This is a genomic window from Ruegeria sp. AD5 (assembly GCF_056542345.1).
The window spans coordinates 40,378-57,380 of sequence record NZ_JBQFZR010000001.1; the positions used below are offsets into that span (position 1 = coordinate 40,378).

Annotated in this window: 15 protein-coding genes; 13 read left to right on the forward strand and 2 right to left on the reverse strand. The window is 58.1% G+C overall.

Going from position 1 to position 17,003, the window contains the following annotated elements:
• Positions 1 to 70 precede the first annotated feature (70 nt).
• The 7 genes from ACR0JG_RS00215 (at position 71) to mdoH (ending at position 9,571) form a co-directional block, all read left to right on the forward strand.
• Positions 71 to 535 (forward strand): DUF302 domain-containing protein, encoded by a 465-nt coding sequence (locus tag ACR0JG_RS00215; protein WP_480567155.1) that lies wholly within the window; start codon positions 71 to 73, stop codon positions 533 to 535.
• Between the two features lie 79 nt (positions 536 to 614).
• Positions 615 to 2,234 (forward strand): thiamine pyrophosphate-binding protein, encoded by a 1,620-nt coding sequence (locus tag ACR0JG_RS00220; protein WP_480567156.1) that lies wholly within the window; start codon positions 615 to 617, stop codon positions 2,232 to 2,234.
• Positions 2,221 to 3,405 carry a CaiB/BaiF CoA transferase family protein gene (locus tag ACR0JG_RS00225; protein ID WP_480567157.1) on the forward strand — a complete coding sequence of 395 codons (1,185 nt, stop codon included), beginning with the start codon at positions 2,221 to 2,223 and terminating at the stop codon, positions 3,403 to 3,405. The genes ACR0JG_RS00220 and ACR0JG_RS00225 overlap by 14 nt, the downstream gene beginning before the upstream one ends.
• A gap of 180 nt (positions 3,406 to 3,585) precedes the next feature.
• Positions 3,586 to 4,956, forward strand: a complete 1,371-nt coding sequence (locus ACR0JG_RS00230; protein ID WP_480567158.1) for a tetratricopeptide repeat protein — start codon at positions 3,586 to 3,588, stop codon at positions 4,954 to 4,956.
• A gap of 33 nt (positions 4,957 to 4,989) precedes the next feature.
• Positions 4,990 to 6,207 (forward strand): OpgC family protein, encoded by a 1,218-nt coding sequence (locus ACR0JG_RS00235; protein ID WP_480567159.1) that lies wholly within the window; start codon positions 4,990 to 4,992, stop codon positions 6,205 to 6,207.
• Positions 6,204 to 7,703, forward strand: coding sequence for an OpgD/OpgG family glucan biosynthesis protein (locus ACR0JG_RS00240; protein ID WP_480567160.1), 1,500 nt, complete (start codon positions 6,204 to 6,206; stop codon positions 7,701 to 7,703). The genes ACR0JG_RS00235 and ACR0JG_RS00240 overlap by 4 nt, the downstream gene beginning before the upstream one ends.
• Positions 7,700 to 9,571, forward strand: a complete 1,872-nt coding sequence (gene mdoH, locus ACR0JG_RS00245; protein ID WP_480567161.1) for a glucans biosynthesis glucosyltransferase MdoH — start codon at positions 7,700 to 7,702, stop codon at positions 9,569 to 9,571. The genes ACR0JG_RS00240 and mdoH overlap by 4 nt, the downstream gene beginning before the upstream one ends.
• Here mdoH and ACR0JG_RS00250 read toward each other — a convergent pair whose 3' ends face one another.
• Both ACR0JG_RS00250 and ACR0JG_RS00255 read right to left on the reverse strand, forming a co-directional pair.
• Positions 9,572 to 10,387 (reverse strand): PHB depolymerase family esterase, encoded by an 816-nt coding sequence (locus ACR0JG_RS00250; RefSeq protein WP_170391879.1) that lies wholly within the window; start codon positions 10,385 to 10,387, stop codon positions 9,572 to 9,574.
• On the reverse strand, positions 10,384 to 10,857 hold the full coding sequence (locus tag ACR0JG_RS00255) for a rhodanese-like domain-containing protein (protein ID WP_480567162.1): 474 nt from the start codon (positions 10,855 to 10,857) through the stop codon (positions 10,384 to 10,386). The genes ACR0JG_RS00250 and ACR0JG_RS00255 overlap by 4 nt, the downstream gene beginning before the upstream one ends.
• 220 nt (positions 10,858 to 11,077) lie before the next feature.
• Between ACR0JG_RS00255 and ACR0JG_RS00260 the strand changes: the two genes are divergently transcribed.
• Genes ACR0JG_RS00260 through ACR0JG_RS00285 form a run of 6 tightly spaced genes read left to right on the forward strand, consistent with a single transcriptional unit; the run spans position 11,078 to position 16,999 of the window.
• Positions 11,078 to 13,948, forward strand: a complete 2,871-nt coding sequence (locus ACR0JG_RS00260) for a monovalent cation/H+ antiporter subunit A (protein WP_170401275.1) — start codon at positions 11,078 to 11,080, stop codon at positions 13,946 to 13,948.
• Entirely contained in the window at positions 13,948 to 14,307 is a 360-nt protein-coding gene (locus ACR0JG_RS00265) for a Na+/H+ antiporter subunit C (RefSeq protein ID WP_170391885.1), read from the forward strand. The genes ACR0JG_RS00260 and ACR0JG_RS00265 overlap by 1 nt, the downstream gene beginning before the upstream one ends.
• Positions 14,304 to 15,842 carry a monovalent cation/H+ antiporter subunit D gene (locus tag ACR0JG_RS00270; protein WP_480567163.1) on the forward strand — a complete coding sequence of 513 codons (1,539 nt, stop codon included), beginning with the start codon at positions 14,304 to 14,306 and terminating at the stop codon, positions 15,840 to 15,842. The genes ACR0JG_RS00265 and ACR0JG_RS00270 overlap by 4 nt, the downstream gene beginning before the upstream one ends.
• Positions 15,842 to 16,339: a Na+/H+ antiporter subunit E gene (locus ACR0JG_RS00275; protein WP_170392908.1), complete on the forward strand. Its 498-nt coding sequence runs from the start codon at positions 15,842 to 15,844 to the stop codon at positions 16,337 to 16,339. Before ACR0JG_RS00270 ends, ACR0JG_RS00275 begins: the two co-directional genes overlap by 1 nt.
• Positions 16,336 to 16,605, forward strand: a complete 270-nt coding sequence (locus ACR0JG_RS00280) for a K+/H+ antiporter subunit F (RefSeq protein ID WP_170391889.1) — start codon at positions 16,336 to 16,338, stop codon at positions 16,603 to 16,605. The genes ACR0JG_RS00275 and ACR0JG_RS00280 overlap by 4 nt, the downstream gene beginning before the upstream one ends.
• Positions 16,606 to 16,612: 7 nt before the next feature.
• Positions 16,613 to 16,999, forward strand: coding sequence for a Na+/H+ antiporter subunit G (locus ACR0JG_RS00285; RefSeq protein ID WP_170401276.1), 387 nt, complete (start codon positions 16,613 to 16,615; stop codon positions 16,997 to 16,999).
• Positions 17,000 to 17,003 lie beyond the last annotated feature (4 nt).

A 17,003-nucleotide genomic window follows, 5' to 3' on the forward strand; every position in this document is an offset into this window, starting at 1 on the left:
CACAGGATTGTGAGCCCCGTTTCAGCGCTTTTCTGTCATCAATTCCCCAGTCAACAGGAAGGGAAAGAACATGAGGGCGCTTTGGGCTGCAATCTGCCTGCTGACGATGCCTGCTTGGGCCGGCGGCATCGAACCTCTTACTGGATGGGCGGTTTACTCCAGCGGAAAAAGCTATGAGACCCTCGTGGAAGACACAAAGGCCTCGGTAAAGGAAAACGGCCTGATCGTTGTGACACAAGCTGGGCCGACCAAAGCGGCGGCCTCGCGCGGTATCACCATTCCGGGCAATCGGGTGATTGGCGCATTCAACAACGATTACGCAGTTCGGGTTCTTGAAACCTCGACCAATGCGATGATCGAAGCGCCCATCCGTTTCTACGTGACCGAGAACGAGGACGGCACTGCAACCCTTTCTTACAAGACACCAAGCTTCGTCTTTGCCCCTTACGCAGACGAGGGCGGAGACGCTCTGCGCGAGATTGCCACAGAATTGGACGCAAAGTTTCAGGCCGTAGCGGAAAACGCCGTCAAATAGTCACACTGACGTGAACCTGCTTGCGTCCGGACGCGTCCTCCGCAATCTGCTGACAGATAACTTTGTCGGAGCTTGATTAATGCAGGACCTGTCTCCCCGCGCTGCGGATTTGTTGGCACAACGCCTTTTCGAGGCCGGATGCCGCCATGCGTTCGGAATGCCCGGCGGCGAGGTTCTGACATTGGTGGATGCGCTGGAAAGCGCGGGCATTGCTTTCCACCTTGCAAAACACGAAAACTCTGCAGGTTTCATGGCCGAAGCAGTCCACCATCGCGATGGTGCACCTGCAATCCTCGTGGCCACACTCGGGCCCGGAGCGATGAACGGGATCAATGTGGTCGCCAACGCCCTGCAGGATCGGGTGCCGATGATCGTGCTGACCGGATGCGTCGACGCGGATGAGGCGTTGACCTACACCCATCAAGTGATGGATCACGCGCAAGTCTATCGCTCGATCACCAAAGGCAGCTTTATGCTGACGGCCGACGGGGCCGATATCATCGCCGACAAGGCGGTATCGCTTGCCAACCAAGCGCGCCCCGGCCCGGTACACATCGATGTGCCTATCTCGGTGGCCGATACGCGCGTATCAGGGGTTAAACGTCGTCGACTGGCAAAAGTTGCTCCTGTCGCGCCTGGCGCGGAATGTCTGGAAAAGGCCCGCCGCTGGGTGGCCGAGGCTGAGCGACCTTTGGCGATCATCGGTCTTGATGTTCTTTACGACGACTCGCGCTGTGTGGTGCGAGCATTTTTAGAGCATTTCAACATTCCCTTTCTCACCACCTACAAGGCCAAGGGGGTGGTGCCCGAGGATCATCCACTCTGCCTGGGCGGGGCGGGTTTGTCTCCGCTGGCCGATAAGCACCTAGTCCCGCTGGTGGAACAGGCTGATCTGGTACTGTGTTTGGGATATGACCCTATCGAGATGCGCCCCGGCTGGCGCGAGATCTGGGACCCAGAAACCAAGCGCGTGATCGACATATCAGCCGTGGTGAACGATCATTACATGCATCAGGCTGGGCTAAATCTGGTCGCCGACACCGGCGCAACGCTTGAGGCCATTGCCAAGGGCAACCCTGCCGGCAAGACTTGGCCGAATGGTGAGCCTGAACAGGTCAAGGCTGCGCTGGCGAATGCTTTTCCGACAGATGAAGACTGGGGACCGGCGGCGATCATCGCAGAAACTCGTGCCGTTCTGCCACCCGAGACGCTCGCCACGGCCGACAGCGGCGCGCATCGCATTCTGCTCAGTCAGATGTGGGAGTGTTCGGAGGCACGAGGGTTGATCCAGTCCTCGGCGCTCTGCACCATGGGGTGTGCCGTTCCGATGGCGATCGGTCTGAAATTGGCCGAACCGGATCGCTCCGTGATCAGCTTTTCAGGCGATGCCGGGTTTCTGATGGTTGCCGGAGAGCTGTCGACTGCCGCCGAATTGGGTGGCAACCCAATCTTTTTGGTCTTTGTCGATGCCAGCCTTGCGCTGATCGAGCTGAAACAACGCCAGCGCCAGATGGGCAATCGCGGAGTGGATTTTGACCGCCATGACTTTGCGGCTTTAGGCCGCGCATTCGGCGGTTATGGTCACACAGTTCGTAGCCGCGACGATTTGCGGGCTGCATTGGATCAAGCGTTGAAAGCAGACAAGTTCACTGTCATTGCTGCGGAAATTGACCGTGGAGGATATGATGGCCGCATCTGAAGGACCGCTGAAAGGCGTCAAGGTACTGGACCTGTCTCGCATTCTGGCGGGACCCACTTGTACGCAGTTGTTGGGCGACCTTGGCGCTACCGTCATCAAAATCGAAAACCCGGCGACCGGTGGTGATGATACGCGGCAATGGGGCCCTCCTTACGCCGAGGATGCGGATGGCAACCGCTCAGACCTGAGCGCATACTTCATGTCCTCCAACCGCAACAAGAAATCGGTCGCATTGGATATCGCAACACCCGAAGGACAGGCAGAAGTCCGACGCCTAGCCTCGCACGCTGATATTCTGATCGAGAATTTCAAGCCCGGTGGACTGGCAAAATACGGGCTCGACTACGCAACCTTGTCCAATGAGTTTCCTGACCTCGTCTACTGTTCGATCTCAGGCTACGGGCAGACAGGCCCAAACTCATCGAAGCCCGGATATGATCTTATGGCGCAAGGATATGGCGGGATCATGTCTCTGACCGGAGACGCCGACGGCGCGCCGATGAAAGTAGGCGTCGGAATTGCTGACGTGATGTGTGGTATGTATGCCTGCGTTGGTATTCTGGCTGCGCTGCGTCATCGCGACATGACTGGCGAGGGTCAGCAGATCGATCTGGCGCTGGTGGATGCACAGATCGCTTGGCTGATCAATGAAGGCGTGAATTATCTGACCTCGGGCGAAGTGCCTCAGCGGCGCGGCAACGGGCATCCCAATATTGTGCCTTACGAGGTCTATCAGACGGCGGATGGGCACGTGATTCTGGCCGTTGGAAATGACAGTCAGTTCAAAAGATTTTGCAGCTTCATCGAAAAGCCAGAGCTTGCCGACGATCCCCGATTCGCCACCAACCCGGCCCGTCTTGAAAACCGGGACGCGTTGAATACAATCCTGCGCCCGGCAGTTCAGGCGCTGGATACAGGCAGCATCATCGCGGGGCTTGAAGACCTGAAAGTCCCTGTTGGCCCGGTGCGGACGCTCGATCAGGTTTTTGCCTCGGATCAGGTCGCTGCCCGCCAGATGCAGATCTCGATGCAAGCTGAGCCTGGCGAGGTGCAACTGATCGGGAATCCCCTGAACCTGTCACGCACGCCTGTAACATATCGCAGCGCACCACCGGTCTGTGGGGCTGACACACAGGCTGTTCTGAACGCGGAAAACCCCTTCGAAGATTGAAACACTCTGCCCGTTTAGGCGGCAAGTTGCTGAAACATGCCCTTGAATCGGCGGTTTTTTTCGCGTTTCTCACACACGGGATTTCACCAATTCGAGAGCAGGGTCGATACTGTTACGACCCGGCTGCACACTCTGTTACATCGAACAGTGTAGAACGTCGCAATCAGATTGGATCCGAGTATGAAACAAGACGTCTTTGGACAGATGAACACCCTGAACCAGCCCGCAAGCGTCGAGGCATGGGATGGTGTTCTCCTTGGGTTCATGGCGCATGCCGCTGTAACACCGCAACATCTGGGCAAGGTGCTGGAGCTTGAGCCGGACTTTGCGCTGGGCCATGCGGTCAAAGGGTTGTTCATGGTTCTGCTGGGCCGGCGTGAGATGATCGCGGTCGCTGCCGAAGCGCTGAGTGCCGCGAATGCAGCGATGGAGCGTCAGACAGTTTCAGCCCGGGAAAGGCGATATGTCGAGGCGCTTGGTTTGTATATGGCCGACCTTCCATCACAGGCCGTTCAGAAATTTGAAGAGATTCTGCGAGCGCACCCAACGGATACTCTGGCCATGAAGCTCAGTCATGCGACGCGTTTCGTTCTGGGCGATGCGGCGGGGATGCGTCGGTCGATCGAACGGGTGATGCCAGCGTATGAACCCGACCACGCCGGACGTGGATACTTGCTGGGATGCCACTCGTTCGCGCTGGAGGAAACCGGCGCCTACGAGAAAGCCGAAATCGCCGGTCGTCAGGCCCTATGGATGGTATCGGACGACGCCTGGGGATTGCACGCTGTAGCGCACGTGCACGAGATGACGGGCAACGCGCAGCTGGGACTGGACTGGCTCGCGGGACGTGAGGACGCTTGGGCGCATTGCAACAATTTTCGCTATCATGTCTGGTGGCACAAGGCGCTGATGCATCTGGATTTGGGGCAAGTCGATCAAGTTATGGCGCTTTACGATCATCACATCCGCCAGGACAAAACCGACGACTATCGCGATATCTCGAATGCAACCTCGCTGCTGTCCCGGCTAGAGCTTGAGGGCGTTGATGTTGGCAACCGCTGGGAAGAACTGGCCGATCTCAGCGCAGCACGAACCGAAGACGGATGCTTGATCTTCGCCGATCTTCACTACTTGCTGGCATTGACCGGGGACAATCGTTCGGAGGCTACAGCAAATATGCTGCAGCGTATTCAAAATGACGCCCAGCGCAATCAGGGTGACACGCCGATCCGCATGTCCGACCCGGGCATTGCCGCCGCCAAGGGGCTTGAGGCCTTTGGAGAAGGCCTTTACGGCCAAGCCTTTGATTTTCTTTCAAATGCCCGGGGTGGGATGCAACTGGCGGGTGGCAGCCACGCCCAACGTGATGTATTCGAGCGTATCACCATTGATTCCGGCCTGCGCGCTGGCCGCCTGGATGCTGTCGAGCGCATCCTGGACGACCGCCGCGCCAAACGTGCCGGGGGAGAGGACAATTACGCCCTCGCCCGCCGAGAATTGATCGAGGCCGCACGCGACAGCGGCGACGCACAAAGCGTCCCCGCCGAATAACAACAATAAAAGACCAAGAAGGACAGAAACCGTATGGCGACCGCATCGCCCGCTTCTGATTTTGCTCCGGTGGCGTCTCAGGTCGCCGCCCCCGCCGCTACGCGCGATCCGCGGTTGGATTTCTATCGCGGCATCGCGATGTTCATCATCCTGATTGCCCATGTTCCGAACGATCCGTGGGCCAAATGGATACCTGCCCGCTTTGGCTTTTCGGACGCAACCGAGATCTTCGTATTCTGTTCAGGCATGGCTTCGGCAATTGCTTTTGGGGGGGCGTTCATGCGCAAAGGCTGGTGGATGGGCACCGCACGCGTGAGCTTTCGCATCTGGCAGGTCTACTGGGCGCATATCTGCCTGTTCTTCTTTGTCGCGATGACAATGGCGGCCCTGAACCAGAGTGGGCTGTTCGAGAAAAACTATATCTCCTCTCTCAATCTACAGCATTTCTTCAACGATCCGGCGTCACAGATCGTCGGACTGTTCACCCTGACCTATGTGCCGAACTACTTCGATATTCTACCGATGTATCTGGTGGTACTGGCGATGATGCCCCTGTTTATGGGGCTATATCGGATCGGATTCTGGGCGGTCGCCATGGCCTCGGTCACGATCTGGCTCGTTGCACAATTCGACTACCTTGACCTGCCGGCCGAGCCCTGGTCAGAGCGCCAGTGGTTCTTCAACCCATTCGGGTGGCAATTGCTGTTCTTCACCGGCTTTGCGTTCATGCGAGGTTGGATTCCAGCGCCGCCGGTGTCGAAAACTCTGATCTGGGCGGCAGCATTGTTTTTGATCTTCTCGATGCCGTTCGGCTCGTGGAAGGTATTCACTTGGATCAATGCAGCAGCCCCTGATCTGGCTGAAGAGATTCGCAAGGTCTGGCCAGTGACCAAAGAATTTCGCGATAAGACCGACTTTGGTCTATTCCGGTATCTGCATTTCCTGTCACTTGCCTATTTGGGTTGGGTTATCGCTGGTGAGCACGGCCACCGCCTGATCGCGACTGGTCAGGGGGCAGCTGCAAAAGTCTGGCAGTTCCTGCTGACCATCATCACCAAAGTGGGTCAGCAATCGCTCGCGGTGTTCGTATTTTCTATGGCAGCAGCACGACTTATCGGCGTCGGACTGGACCTGAGTGGGCGGGATGTTGCCAGTGTGTTCATCGCCAACATGATTGGCTTTGCCATGATCATCGGCGTGGCTTATCTGGCCGCCTGGTTCAAGTCACAACCTTGGAAATCAAAGAAATGAACTTTACACGTCGCGCTTTTCTCGCCTCATCAACCGCTCTGGCCTTCGCCCCAGCGGCATATGCCACAGGTGGAGAGACCCCGTTCAGCCGAGACGACGTCATCGCAATGGCCCGCGACCTGGCCAGACGTGATTATGCCGAACGTGAGATGGTTCCGCAGGAGTGGCAGGACCTGACGTATCAGCAATACCGTTCAATACGGTTCCGGCTGGATCGCGCGCTGTGGTACGAGACCGAGACGCCCTTCAACGTCGATTTTTTCACGCCGGGCCTGTATTTTCCACGCACAGTGAAAGTATCGACCGTCGAGGACGGTATGACCAAGCCGGTCGCCTTTGATCTGGCCATGTTCGATAAGTCTGAAGACGTACCTGAGCTGCCCATTGACGACACGCTGGGCTTTTCAGGTCTACGCCTGCGTACTGAGATGCACCGCCCTGGCGAGACAGACGAGTTCTGCGTTTGGCAAGGGGCCAGCTATTTCCGCGCCATCGGTTTGCACGAAGTCTATGGCCTTTCGGCCAGAGGGCTCGCCTTGAAGACCGGCGATCCAGATGGCGAGGAATTCCCCGAATTCATTCGTTTCTGGTTGGAGCGTCCAGAACCGGATCAACGTAACATGGTCGTTCATGCGCTCATGGACAGCCCAAGCGTTACAGGGGCCTATCGCTTCCACGTTACCGCCGGTTCAGATTGCGTGATGGATATTGAAGCCACCCTGTTCCCACGTACCGAACTGCCCCATGTCGGCATCGCGCCCGGCACATCTATGTTCCTGTTCGATCAGACTAATCACAGCCGTTTCGATGATTTTCGCCCCGCAGTGCACGACAGTGACGGGTTGATGATCCGCAACGGCGCAGGAGAGGTTCTGTGGCGCCCGCTTGCGAACCCGACTCGCCTGCAGATCTCGTCTTTTGTCGACACAAACCCCCGCGGCTTTGGCCTGATGCAACGCAAGCGCAAGTTCTCGGACTATGCGGATCTTGAAGCCAATTATCACAAACGCCCAAGCTTGTGGGTCGAACCCAGCGAAGACTGGGGTAAAGGCACTGTCACGCTTGTCGAAATCCCAGCGGATCAGGAGATTTATGACAACATCGTCGCCTATTGGCGCCCGATGGAACCCTACGCAGCAGGCAGCCAGATTGATCTGTCCTATCGCCTGATCTGGGGCGAGGAACCGCAGCACACCCCTATGGCCCGCGTGATCAACACCGCGATGGGCGACAACACGTTCGGCGAGGGCCGTTTGGCTGTGATTGATTTCGAAGGCAGTGAGCTGCTTGACGATCCCGAGGCCATCACGGTGTTTGTCGACTCGCCCCATGCCGAAACTTCAGAAGGCGTTCTGCAGCGTAACCCAGACACGGGCGGGTTGCGGCTGGCGTTCTCATTCGAACCAGGCGAACGCAACCACGTGGAACTGCGCGCGCAGTTGCTGAAAGACAAACAACCAGCCTCTGAAGTCTGGCTTTACCGTTGGACCATATGAACCGCGATCTTCATATCATGCCGCCCGAGGCCCCTCTAGCGATGCCGGCCCAGAACTTTGCGCAGGGATTCCGCGATGCGCAGGTACCTGCCGGGGGTCGAAATCCCTCTGTCGGGTTTTGGCGCGCGCTGGTCTTCTCACCTGCCATGGCGGCGGCTTTGGGTCTGCTCTGGGTCATGTCCGACTGGTTCAGCGCCGAAGGGATCAATCTGGTCGAAGGTATCCTGCTGACGCTAATCTCGTTCAATTTCTTCTGGATTTCCTTCACGGTCTGCACCGTACTGCTGGGCATGGTCTCGCTGTCCCGGCAAGAGCAGCCAAAGCGTGAAGGACGCTCGCAACCGTTGCGCGTGGCGCTGTTGACGCCTGTCTATAACGAAGTGCCGTGGAACGTGCTGGGGAACGCCCGTACGATGCTGGAAGACCTGCAGAAACGCGGTGGTCAGCACCACTATGCCATGTTCATTTTATCCGACACGCGCGACCCCGAGATCGCCGCGCAGGAACAGGCCAGCGTTGAGGCGTTGCGGACCACGCTGGCACCGGGGCTTGAACTCTATTACCGCCGCCGCCCCCAGAATACGGATCGCAAGGTCGGTAATATTGCCGATTGGGTCAGCCGCTGGGGCGCGGACTGGGATGCGATGTTGGTGCTGGATGCCGACAGCCTGATGACGGGTCGCGCGATCTCGCGCCTGACCGATGCTTTGGCCCGCGATCCCGGCGCAGGCCTGATCCAAAGCTATCCGCAGCTGATTGGCGCGCAATCGGTCTTTGCCCGGATGCAGCAGTTTGCCAACGGCGTCTATGGTATCGCCTTTGCCGAAGGCCTCGCGCGCTGGTGCGGGCAAGAAGGCAATTATTGGGGCCACAACGCCATCATTCGCACCTGTGCATTTGCTTCTAGCGCAGGTCTGCCCAAGTTGCGGTCGCTCAACGGACAAGACAAGCTGATCATGAGCCACGATTTCGTCGAGGCCGGATTGCTGCGCCGCGCAGGATGGGCCGTGCGCTTTCTGCCGCGCATACGCGGATCATATGAGGAAACGCCCCCCACCCTCATTGACCACGCAATGCGCGATCGCCGCTGGTGTCAGGGCAACCTGCAGCACCTGAAACTGCTGGGTTCGACCGGCTTCCGCGCAGTCTCGCGGTTCCATATGTTCCACGGTGCGGTCGGATATCTGATGTCGCCGCTATGGTTCGCACTTTTGGTGATGTGGGCCTTGATCGGTCAGGGCAAGGACGCCTCGGTCCTGCATTACTTCAGCCCGGACAATCCGCTGTTCCCGCAATGGCCAGAAATGTCCGAAACACGCCATGTGCTGATCATTCTGGTGATGTATGCGATGCTATTGGCGCCCAAGGTTTTGGGCGTCGCTGCCCTGCCCCTCAGCGGTGTGCGCTATTCCGATTTCGGCGGAACGCGAAAATTCTTCACTTCATTTCTGTCCGAAGTCATCCTGTCGATCCTCTATGCCCCTATACTTATGGTGCAGCAGATGATTGCAGTGTTCCGCACCGCGTTGGGCATTCAAAAGGGCTGGTCCCCGCAAGCGCGCGATGGTGGCAGCTACGGGCTGCGCACGCTGATCCTGTACCACAGCCTTGAGACTATCATCGGCGTCGCGCTTAGCGTTGGCATCCTCGCCGGTCTGGTCTCGGTCTGGCTGGCCCCGATTGCGATCAGCCTGGCACTGGCGATCCCACTGTCCGCGCTCAGCGGCGTATCGGCAGGCACCGCGCGCCGTATGGTTGGTATGCGCGAAGATGTCAGTGAGCCTGCAATTACGCGCTCGGCCCGGCGCTATCGCGATGAGTTGAAGCGATTGATCGAAGGCAAGGGCGTGGTCACACCGGCGGAATGATCACCCGCCGGGCAGGCCCTCGTACCAGTCTACCATCATATCGGCCCAGCCGTTTGGCACGGTATGGCCGCCCGGGAACAGCGCAAATTCCAAGGCGCTACCTTCGGCACATCCCATCCAGTTGCGACGCATAAACTGGCCCGTGGTAGAAAACCCGCTGGGCTTGGTATCGGCACACTCATTGGCGACCCGCCAGATTTCCAATCCGGCAAAGATATCGCCCTGGTGGAAACGGCCTCCGCCCAAAAGGCGGCCCTCCAGCGGTACCACATTGTCCGTCCAACCATGGGTGTGGAACATGCGTACCGGACCATCACAGCTTTCGGGATGTGGCCGCCAGAACCCGCCTGAAACCGGGACATAAGCAGAAAATGAATCCGGCGCAGCGCAGGCGAGGTAATAAACCATGAACGCGCCAGCCGAGAAGCCGCCCAGCACCACGCGATCCGGGTCGATATCAAACCGGTCGGCAGCGTCCTGCACTACTTCACGAAGAAACGCGGGTTCATCCCGACCTTCCCAACCGGGAAAGAAGTTCCAGCTTTTTCGGCCGTTTCTCTCGGACCCTTCCGGTGCCATCACCGCGTAGCCGCGCGCCAGCAGTGGCTCGACCATGGATCGGTTCTTGAGCGTACCGGTGGCGCTGCCGCCATAGCCGTGCAGGAACACAACCAGCGGAGGGTTCTCCGCTTTCGGCAGTTCGATGTGATATCCGCCTGATGCGGTTTCGCACATCCCCTCGGTATCGCCACAAGCCGCAAGGCCGGGTTGCCCGGCAAAAACAAAGCACGCGGCCAACCAGTGTCTGACACTCATCCCGTTTCCTCTTCATAAGCGTTGACAGGCAACCCAGCCCGCACCCAACCGGGCCCGGCCGCCGAACCCAGCATGCCCTCGGGCACGTCGATGATATTGGTAAATCCAGCCTCGGTCAGTCGATTGCTTAATCGGGCCGAGCGCACCCCGCGTGCACAGATCAGTGCGACAGGTGCAGATCGGTCCCCCCCGAGCAGATGGTCCAAGGCCTGCACGAAATCCTCACGGCGCATGTCGAGCGGATGGGCCGCTTCGGCGACCCCGGTCGCCCGCCATTCGCGTGGAGTTCGGATATCAATAAGATGGATCGCGCCGTCGAGAGCCTGTTGATGGGCTGTGGCCGCCGCAATCTGACCACCAGTATAGGCCTGCGGGATCAGCCGGTATTCGCGGATTGCGAAACCCGCTGCAATGGCGGCCCCTCCGCCCAATAGGACCCATCTGCGGGTTCGGCGTTTCCCTTCTGCCATGCGGCACTCTCCTGCATTGTCAGATCGGTATTATCATATGGCAATTCGCGACGCTTTCAGGAAATCCAACCCTCAGATCAAGTTCGCGTCATAGTTACACAGGTGGATCCCGTCCAATATGTGCGCTTTAGGACCTTTCGGAACCTTGCAATTTCCGAACAGTCAATAAATTATCCCTAGCAATTCAGTCATATTGACCGCACAGACCGGAGTATCGCACTTGTCCCTATTCCTTATCGCGGCCCTTCCCTTCCTCGGAGCTGTCTTTCCGGCCCTCCTGATCCGGGCAGGACGAAACGCAGCAGCATCAGCGGCTGGGTTGACCACCTTCCTCGCGTTGATGGGATTGCTGATCCACATTCCCAGCGTCATGCGCGGTGATGTTGTGACCGCGCGGTTCGACTGGATACCCGGGCTTGGACTAAACGCGAACTTCATGCTGGACGGCCTGGGTTTTTTGTTCGCCCTGCTGATCCTGGGCATCGGTCTTCTGATCATCCTCTACGCACGATTCTACTTGTCGCGCGAGGATCCGATGGGGCAGTTCTATACCTATCTGCTGCTGTTTCAGGGCGCGATGGTGGGAATTGTTCTGTCTGACAATATCCTGCTTCTGCTAATATTCTGGGAACTTACGTCGCTCAGTTCATTCTTGCTGATTGGTTATTGGAAGCACCTGCCCGAGGGTCGTCAAGGCGCGCGTATGGCTTTGGCCGTGACCGGTTCGGGCGGGCTGGCGATGATCGCAGGGATGCTTATCCTCGGCAATATCGTGGGATCTTATGACCTGAGTGTCATTCTGCAGAACAAAGAGCTGATCCAGTCCTCGCCGTACTACCTTCCTGCGCTGATCCTGATCTTGCTTGGCTGTTTCACCAAATCGGCGCAATTCCCGTTCCATTTCTGGCTGCCGCACGCGATGGCGGCTCCGACGCCAGTGTCGGCCTATCTGCACTCGGCCACAATGGTGAAGGCAGGCCTGTTCCTGATGGCCCGGATGTGGCCGGTTCTGGCGGGTACGGATGCGTGGTTCTACATCGTCGCCACTACCGGTTTGATCACCATGCTGCTGGGTGCCGTGATTGCGCTGTTCAAGGATGACCTAAAGGCGCTGTTGGCGTTTTCGACGGTGTCCCATCTGGGTCTCGTGACGATGCTACTGGGCTTTGGCACGACGATCGCCGCTGTTGCAGCCGTCTTCCACATCATCAACCACGCGACGTTCAAGGCGGCCTTGTTCATGACCGCCGGGATCGTGGACCACGAGACCGGCACACGCGATGTCAAACGGCTGGGTGGTTTGCGGCATCTGATGCCGATCACGTTTACTATCGGCACAATCGCTGCCCTGTCGATGGCCGGTCTGCCACCGCTGAATGGTTTCCTCTCGAAAGAGATGATGCTGGAAGAGACAGTCCACACGACTTGGCTTAACTCGCCTTACTTGGTACCCGGCTTGGCGCTTTTGGCTGCGCTATTTTCAGCGGCCTACTCCTTTCGCTTTGTCAGCCATGTCTTCCTTGGGCCCGAGCGGGACGATTACCCCGCGCATCCGCATGACCCGCCTGTCGGTCTTTGGTTGGCGCCGGCGTTCCTTGTGGTGCTGGTTGTCCTGATCGGTCTTTATTCCGCAGCCATCGTTGGCCCGCTTGTCGCGGTTGTCTCCAGCGCGGTGATCGGGGGCGAGAAGCTGCCTTATTACTCGCTGAAACTGTGGCACGGCTTTACACCTGCGCTTTACATGTCGGTGGTCGCGACGCTGGGAGGCCTGTTCCTGCTGTCGTTGCACAAACGCGGCGACCAGATATGGAACGCCCTGCCCCGGCCCGAGGCAAAGGTGATCTTCGAGGCAATCATCGACGCGCTGACCCGTCTCAGCCGCTGGATTACGGACGAACTGCATAATGGTGTGCTCAGCCGGTATGCGATCATCTTCGTGGCTTTTGTCGTTGGGCTTGGCTACTACGCCTACACCACCGGCACCATTGGCGTTGAAACACGCGTACCGCTTGAGGCTCAGGTCATCCCGATCATCGGCTGGATCTGTCTGGTGGGTGCGACGCTGGCGATCATGTGGTTCCACCGCAACCGTCTGCTGTCACTGGTGTTGATCGGGGTGGTTGGCCTGATCGTTTCGATGGCATTCAACTACCTTTCTGCCCCCGATCTGGCGCTGACACAGATTTCGGTCGAAGTGGTGACGATGATCCTGCTGTTGTTGTCGCTGAACTTTCTGCCGACCGACACACCCTGGGACAGCAGCGCGGCACGGCGTTGGCGTGATGCGGCAATTTCGGTGGTTGCCGGGATCGGCTCAGGCGCTTTGATCTATGCGCTGATGATGCGGGATTTTGCTTTCCCAACGATCTCGGAATTCCATCTGGCCAATTCGTACAAAGGTGGCGGTGGCACCAACGTCGTGAACGTGATCCTCGTCGACTTCCGGGGTTTTGATACCTTTGGCGAGATCATCGTGCTGGGCATCGCAGCCCTGATCATCTACGCCCTGACCGAAGCAGTGCTGAGCACCAACGTGCGCAGTTACTTGCTAAACCGTAAACCACATTGGCCGCAGTCGGGTGACTCTCACCCATTGATGATGGTGGTCGTCACCCGCGTGATGATGCCCATCGCATTAATGGTCGGGGCCTATATCTTCTTCCGAGGCCACAACCAGCCCGGCGGCGGCTTCATCGCAGGCCTCATCGTCGCGATCGCCTTCCTGATGCAGTACATGGCCAGCGGCTATACCTGGGCGATTGAACGGCAGAGATTCTATTATCACGGCACCATCGGCTGGGGCGTATTGATCGCTGCTGCCACCGGTTTGGGCGCATGGTTCAATGAACGCCCGTTCCTGACCAGCGATTTCGGCTATATCCACTGGCCCCCGCTAGAAGAATTCGAATGGGCCACCGCCATCCTGTTTGACACGGGCGTGTTCCTCGCTGTGCTTGGGGCGGTGATGCTGGCGCTTGACAGCTTGTCACGGTTCGCCTGGCAGCCGGGAATGGCACAAGAATTCCCGATGGATATCAACCCGCTGCGGGATAGCCCTCAGGATGAAGATAACGAGAAGGAGCAGGCCTGATGGAAGCGCTCGTAGCCTCTGCAGTCGGCGTCATGACCGCCGCCGGGATATTTCTGATCCTGCGCCGCCGTACATTCCCAGTCATTCTGGGCCTGTCCCTGATCACCTATGCGGTGAACGTGTTCCTATTCGCCACCGGGCGGCTGGCGCTGAACGCACCTGCCGTTCTGAACAAATATGAAGATGTCCCCTATACCGACCCGCTACCGCAGGCGCTGGTGTTGACGGCCATCGTGATCTCATTCGGGATGACGGCGGTGATCGTGATGATCTCGCTGTCTGCCTATCTGTCCTCGAAGGATGACCATATCGATATGAGCGCAAGCGATAGCGTGGACGCGCCGGGAGAAGACGCATGAACCATTGGATCGTCGCGCCGATCGTCCTGCCCGCGATCCTGGCCCCGTTTATCATTATGGTGTTGCGATATCATTTGGACCTTCAACGCATCTTCTCGGTCGCCGGCGTCGTGGGATTGCTGGGTATCGCCTTGACCATTACCGCCCAGGCATCGGGTGGCGAGGTTCAGGTCTATGAGCTCGGCAACTGGCCCGCACCGTTCGGCATCGTAATGGTGTTGGACAAACTTTCGGCCATGATGGTGTTGTTGACGGCCCTGCTGGCCCTGCCGGTTGTCCTTTATGCCATCGGCTCTGGCTGGGATGAGAGAGGCAAACACTTCCATGCTCTACTCCATTTTCAGCTAATGGGTGTCTGCGGTGCTTTTCTGACCGGCGACGCCTTCAACCTCTTTGTGTTTTTCGAGGTCCTGCTGATTGCCTCTTACGGCCTCATGACGCATGCAGGTGGCGCAGTGCGGTTGAAGGCCGGTGTTCAGTACGTCGCCTATAACCTGCTCGGCTCGACCTTGTTCCTGTTTGCATTGGGCACGATTTATGCTGTGACCGGCACGCTCAACATGGCTGATCTGGCCGTTCGCGTGGCCGATATCCCACCCGAAGACACCGCCTTGCTGCGGGTTGGAGCAGTCTTGCTATTACTGGTTTTCTGTATCAAGGCTGCAGTGTTGCCACTGCATTTCTGGCTTCCTGCAAGCTACGCAAATGCGCCGCTGCCCGTTGCGGCGCTGTTCGCGATCATGACCAAAGTCGGTGCTTATTCGATCCTGCGGGTCTATACGCTGGTCTTTGGGCCCGATGTAGCCGCAACCGAAGGGCTAGTCGGTAGTTGGCTACAACCTGCAGCACTGCTGACATTGGCCGTTGGCGCTATTGGCATTCTGGGCTCGCAACATATCGCGCGAATGGTGGCCTTTTGCGCCATCGCGTCGATGGGCACATTGCTGATTGCGATCTCGTTGTTTAGCGAGGCCGCGACGGCGGCAGCGCTCTACTATATCTTCCATTCGACGCTGGCGACAGCCCTGCTGTTCCTTGTCGCGGACATGGTAATGGAGCGCCGTGGCGGAGCCATAGCCCCTTCGACGCCGATGCCGCAATCCGGTCTGATCTCAGCCCTGTTCTTTGTCGGCGCCATCGCGATGGCTGGCATGCCGCCACTATCGGGCTTTGTGGGCAAGCTGCTGGTACTGGACGCCTCACGTGACGCGCCCGATGCAAATGCGGTCTGGGCCGTGATCTTGATCGGGTCGTTCGTCACAATCGTGGGTCTGGCCCGCGCGGGAACGCTGATCTTCTGGAAAAGTCACGACGCCCAACATAATGTGACGCCTGAGCCAACCGAAGAAGCCGGCCTACCAACCGCGCCCGAGCCCTATCCGGGCCTCGCCTTTACTTCGGTGTTCGGGGCGGTTCTGGGACTTGTGCTGCTGACACTGTTTGCAGGTCCGGCGCTGCAATATGCCAGCAACACGGCCGTGCAACTGTTCGCGCCGGAAGATTACATTTCGGCCGTGCTGGGAGGGGAAGAATGATGAAGCTTCTGCACCGTATATTTCCGCATCCCCATCTGACCGCACTACTTACACTGGTGTGGGTGTTTCTGGCAAACACCGGGTCTTTGAACTCGGTGGTCTTTGGCCTGCTACTGGGCATCATCATTCCGTTTATCACTCAGCCCTATTGGCCGGATCGCCCGAAACTGCGCAATTGGCCGATGGTGGCGGAATACATGTTGGTTGTCTTATGGGATATCGTGATGGCCAATATCGCGGTGGCCCGGATCATCCTGTTCAAACGCGACGCAGACCGCCAGCCAAGCTTTGTCAGCGTCCCGCTGGAACTGCGCACGCCCGAGGCCATCACAGTTCTGGCCGGAACCATCACCATGACCCCCGGCACCGTCAGCTGCGATTTGTCCGCACAAGGGCACTACCTGCTGGTTCATTGTCTGGATGCACCGAACCCCGAAGAGGTGCGCGACCAGATCAAACAACGCTATGAGCGCCGCCTGAAGGAGATTTTCGAATGATCACCTATGCGATCTACTTTGCTTTTGCCTGCTTCGGCGCTGCGATCATGATGTGCTTGTGGCGTATCATTACTGCCGACGGTGTCGGTACCCGTGTTCTGGCCCTAGATACAATGGTGATCAACACCATCGCTCTGCTTATCCTTTACGGCTTGAGTATCGAGACCGAAATCTTCTTTGAATCCGCCATGATCATCGCCATGCTCGGCTTTGTCTCAACCGTGGCTTATGCGCGCTTTATGCTGCGTGGCAATATCATCGAATGAGCGTGGCATGACCTTTATCTTCGAACTGCTCATCGCATTCTTCCTGATCGTATCGGGCATTTTCGGCTTTGTCGGATCATTCGGCATGATCAAGCTGAAAGACCCCATGTCCCGCCTGCACGCACCCACCAAGGCAACTACGCTGGGCGTGGGCGGCGTCCTACTGGCCTCGATCGCGCATTCGGTTTTGCTTGAGGGCAAACTGTCGATGCACGAGTTGTTGATCACGCTCTTTCTGTTCCTGACGGCCCCGATCACGGCCCTGTTCATTGCCAAATGGCACATTCATCGCCATGAAAAACCCAGTGATCTACCAGACGCAGGCGAGGATGAGCTTTGGGCCACCCACGCGGTCGAACAGGTCGAGGACGTCCCGGACCACAGTACGAACTGAGACC

Coding starts and splice junctions, on each gene's coding strand:
- ACR0JG_RS00215 (WP_480567155.1), top strand. CDS start 71: ATGAGGGCGCTTTGGGCTGCAATCTGCCTGCTGACGATGCCTGCTTGG.
- ACR0JG_RS00220 (WP_480567156.1), top strand. CDS start 615: ATGCAGGACCTGTCTCCCCGCGCTGCGGATTTGTTGGCACAACGCCTT.
- ACR0JG_RS00225 (WP_480567157.1), top strand. CDS start 2,221: ATGGCCGCATCTGAAGGACCGCTGAAAGGCGTCAAGGTACTGGACCTG.
- ACR0JG_RS00230 (WP_480567158.1), top strand. CDS start 3,586: ATGAAACAAGACGTCTTTGGACAGATGAACACCCTGAACCAGCCCGCA.
- ACR0JG_RS00235 (WP_480567159.1), top strand. CDS start 4,990: ATGGCGACCGCATCGCCCGCTTCTGATTTTGCTCCGGTGGCGTCTCAG.
- ACR0JG_RS00240 (WP_480567160.1), top strand. CDS start 6,204: ATGAACTTTACACGTCGCGCTTTTCTCGCCTCATCAACCGCTCTGGCC.
- mdoH (WP_480567161.1), top strand. CDS start 7,700: ATGAACCGCGATCTTCATATCATGCCGCCCGAGGCCCCTCTAGCGATG.
- ACR0JG_RS00250 (WP_170391879.1), bottom strand. CDS start 10,387: ATGAGTGTCAGACACTGGTTGGCCGCGTGCTTTGTTTTTGCCGGGCAA.
- ACR0JG_RS00255 (WP_480567162.1), bottom strand. CDS start 10,857: ATGGCAGAAGGGAAACGCCGAACCCGCAGATGGGTCCTATTGGGCGGA.
- ACR0JG_RS00265 (WP_170391885.1), top strand. CDS start 13,948: ATGGAAGCGCTCGTAGCCTCTGCAGTCGGCGTCATGACCGCCGCCGGG.
- ACR0JG_RS00270 (WP_480567163.1), top strand. CDS start 14,304: ATGAACCATTGGATCGTCGCGCCGATCGTCCTGCCCGCGATCCTGGCC.
- ACR0JG_RS00275 (WP_170392908.1), top strand. CDS start 15,842: ATGAAGCTTCTGCACCGTATATTTCCGCATCCCCATCTGACCGCACTA.
- ACR0JG_RS00280 (WP_170391889.1), top strand. CDS start 16,336: ATGATCACCTATGCGATCTACTTTGCTTTTGCCTGCTTCGGCGCTGCG.
- ACR0JG_RS00285 (WP_170401276.1), top strand. CDS start 16,613: ATGACCTTTATCTTCGAACTGCTCATCGCATTCTTCCTGATCGTATCG.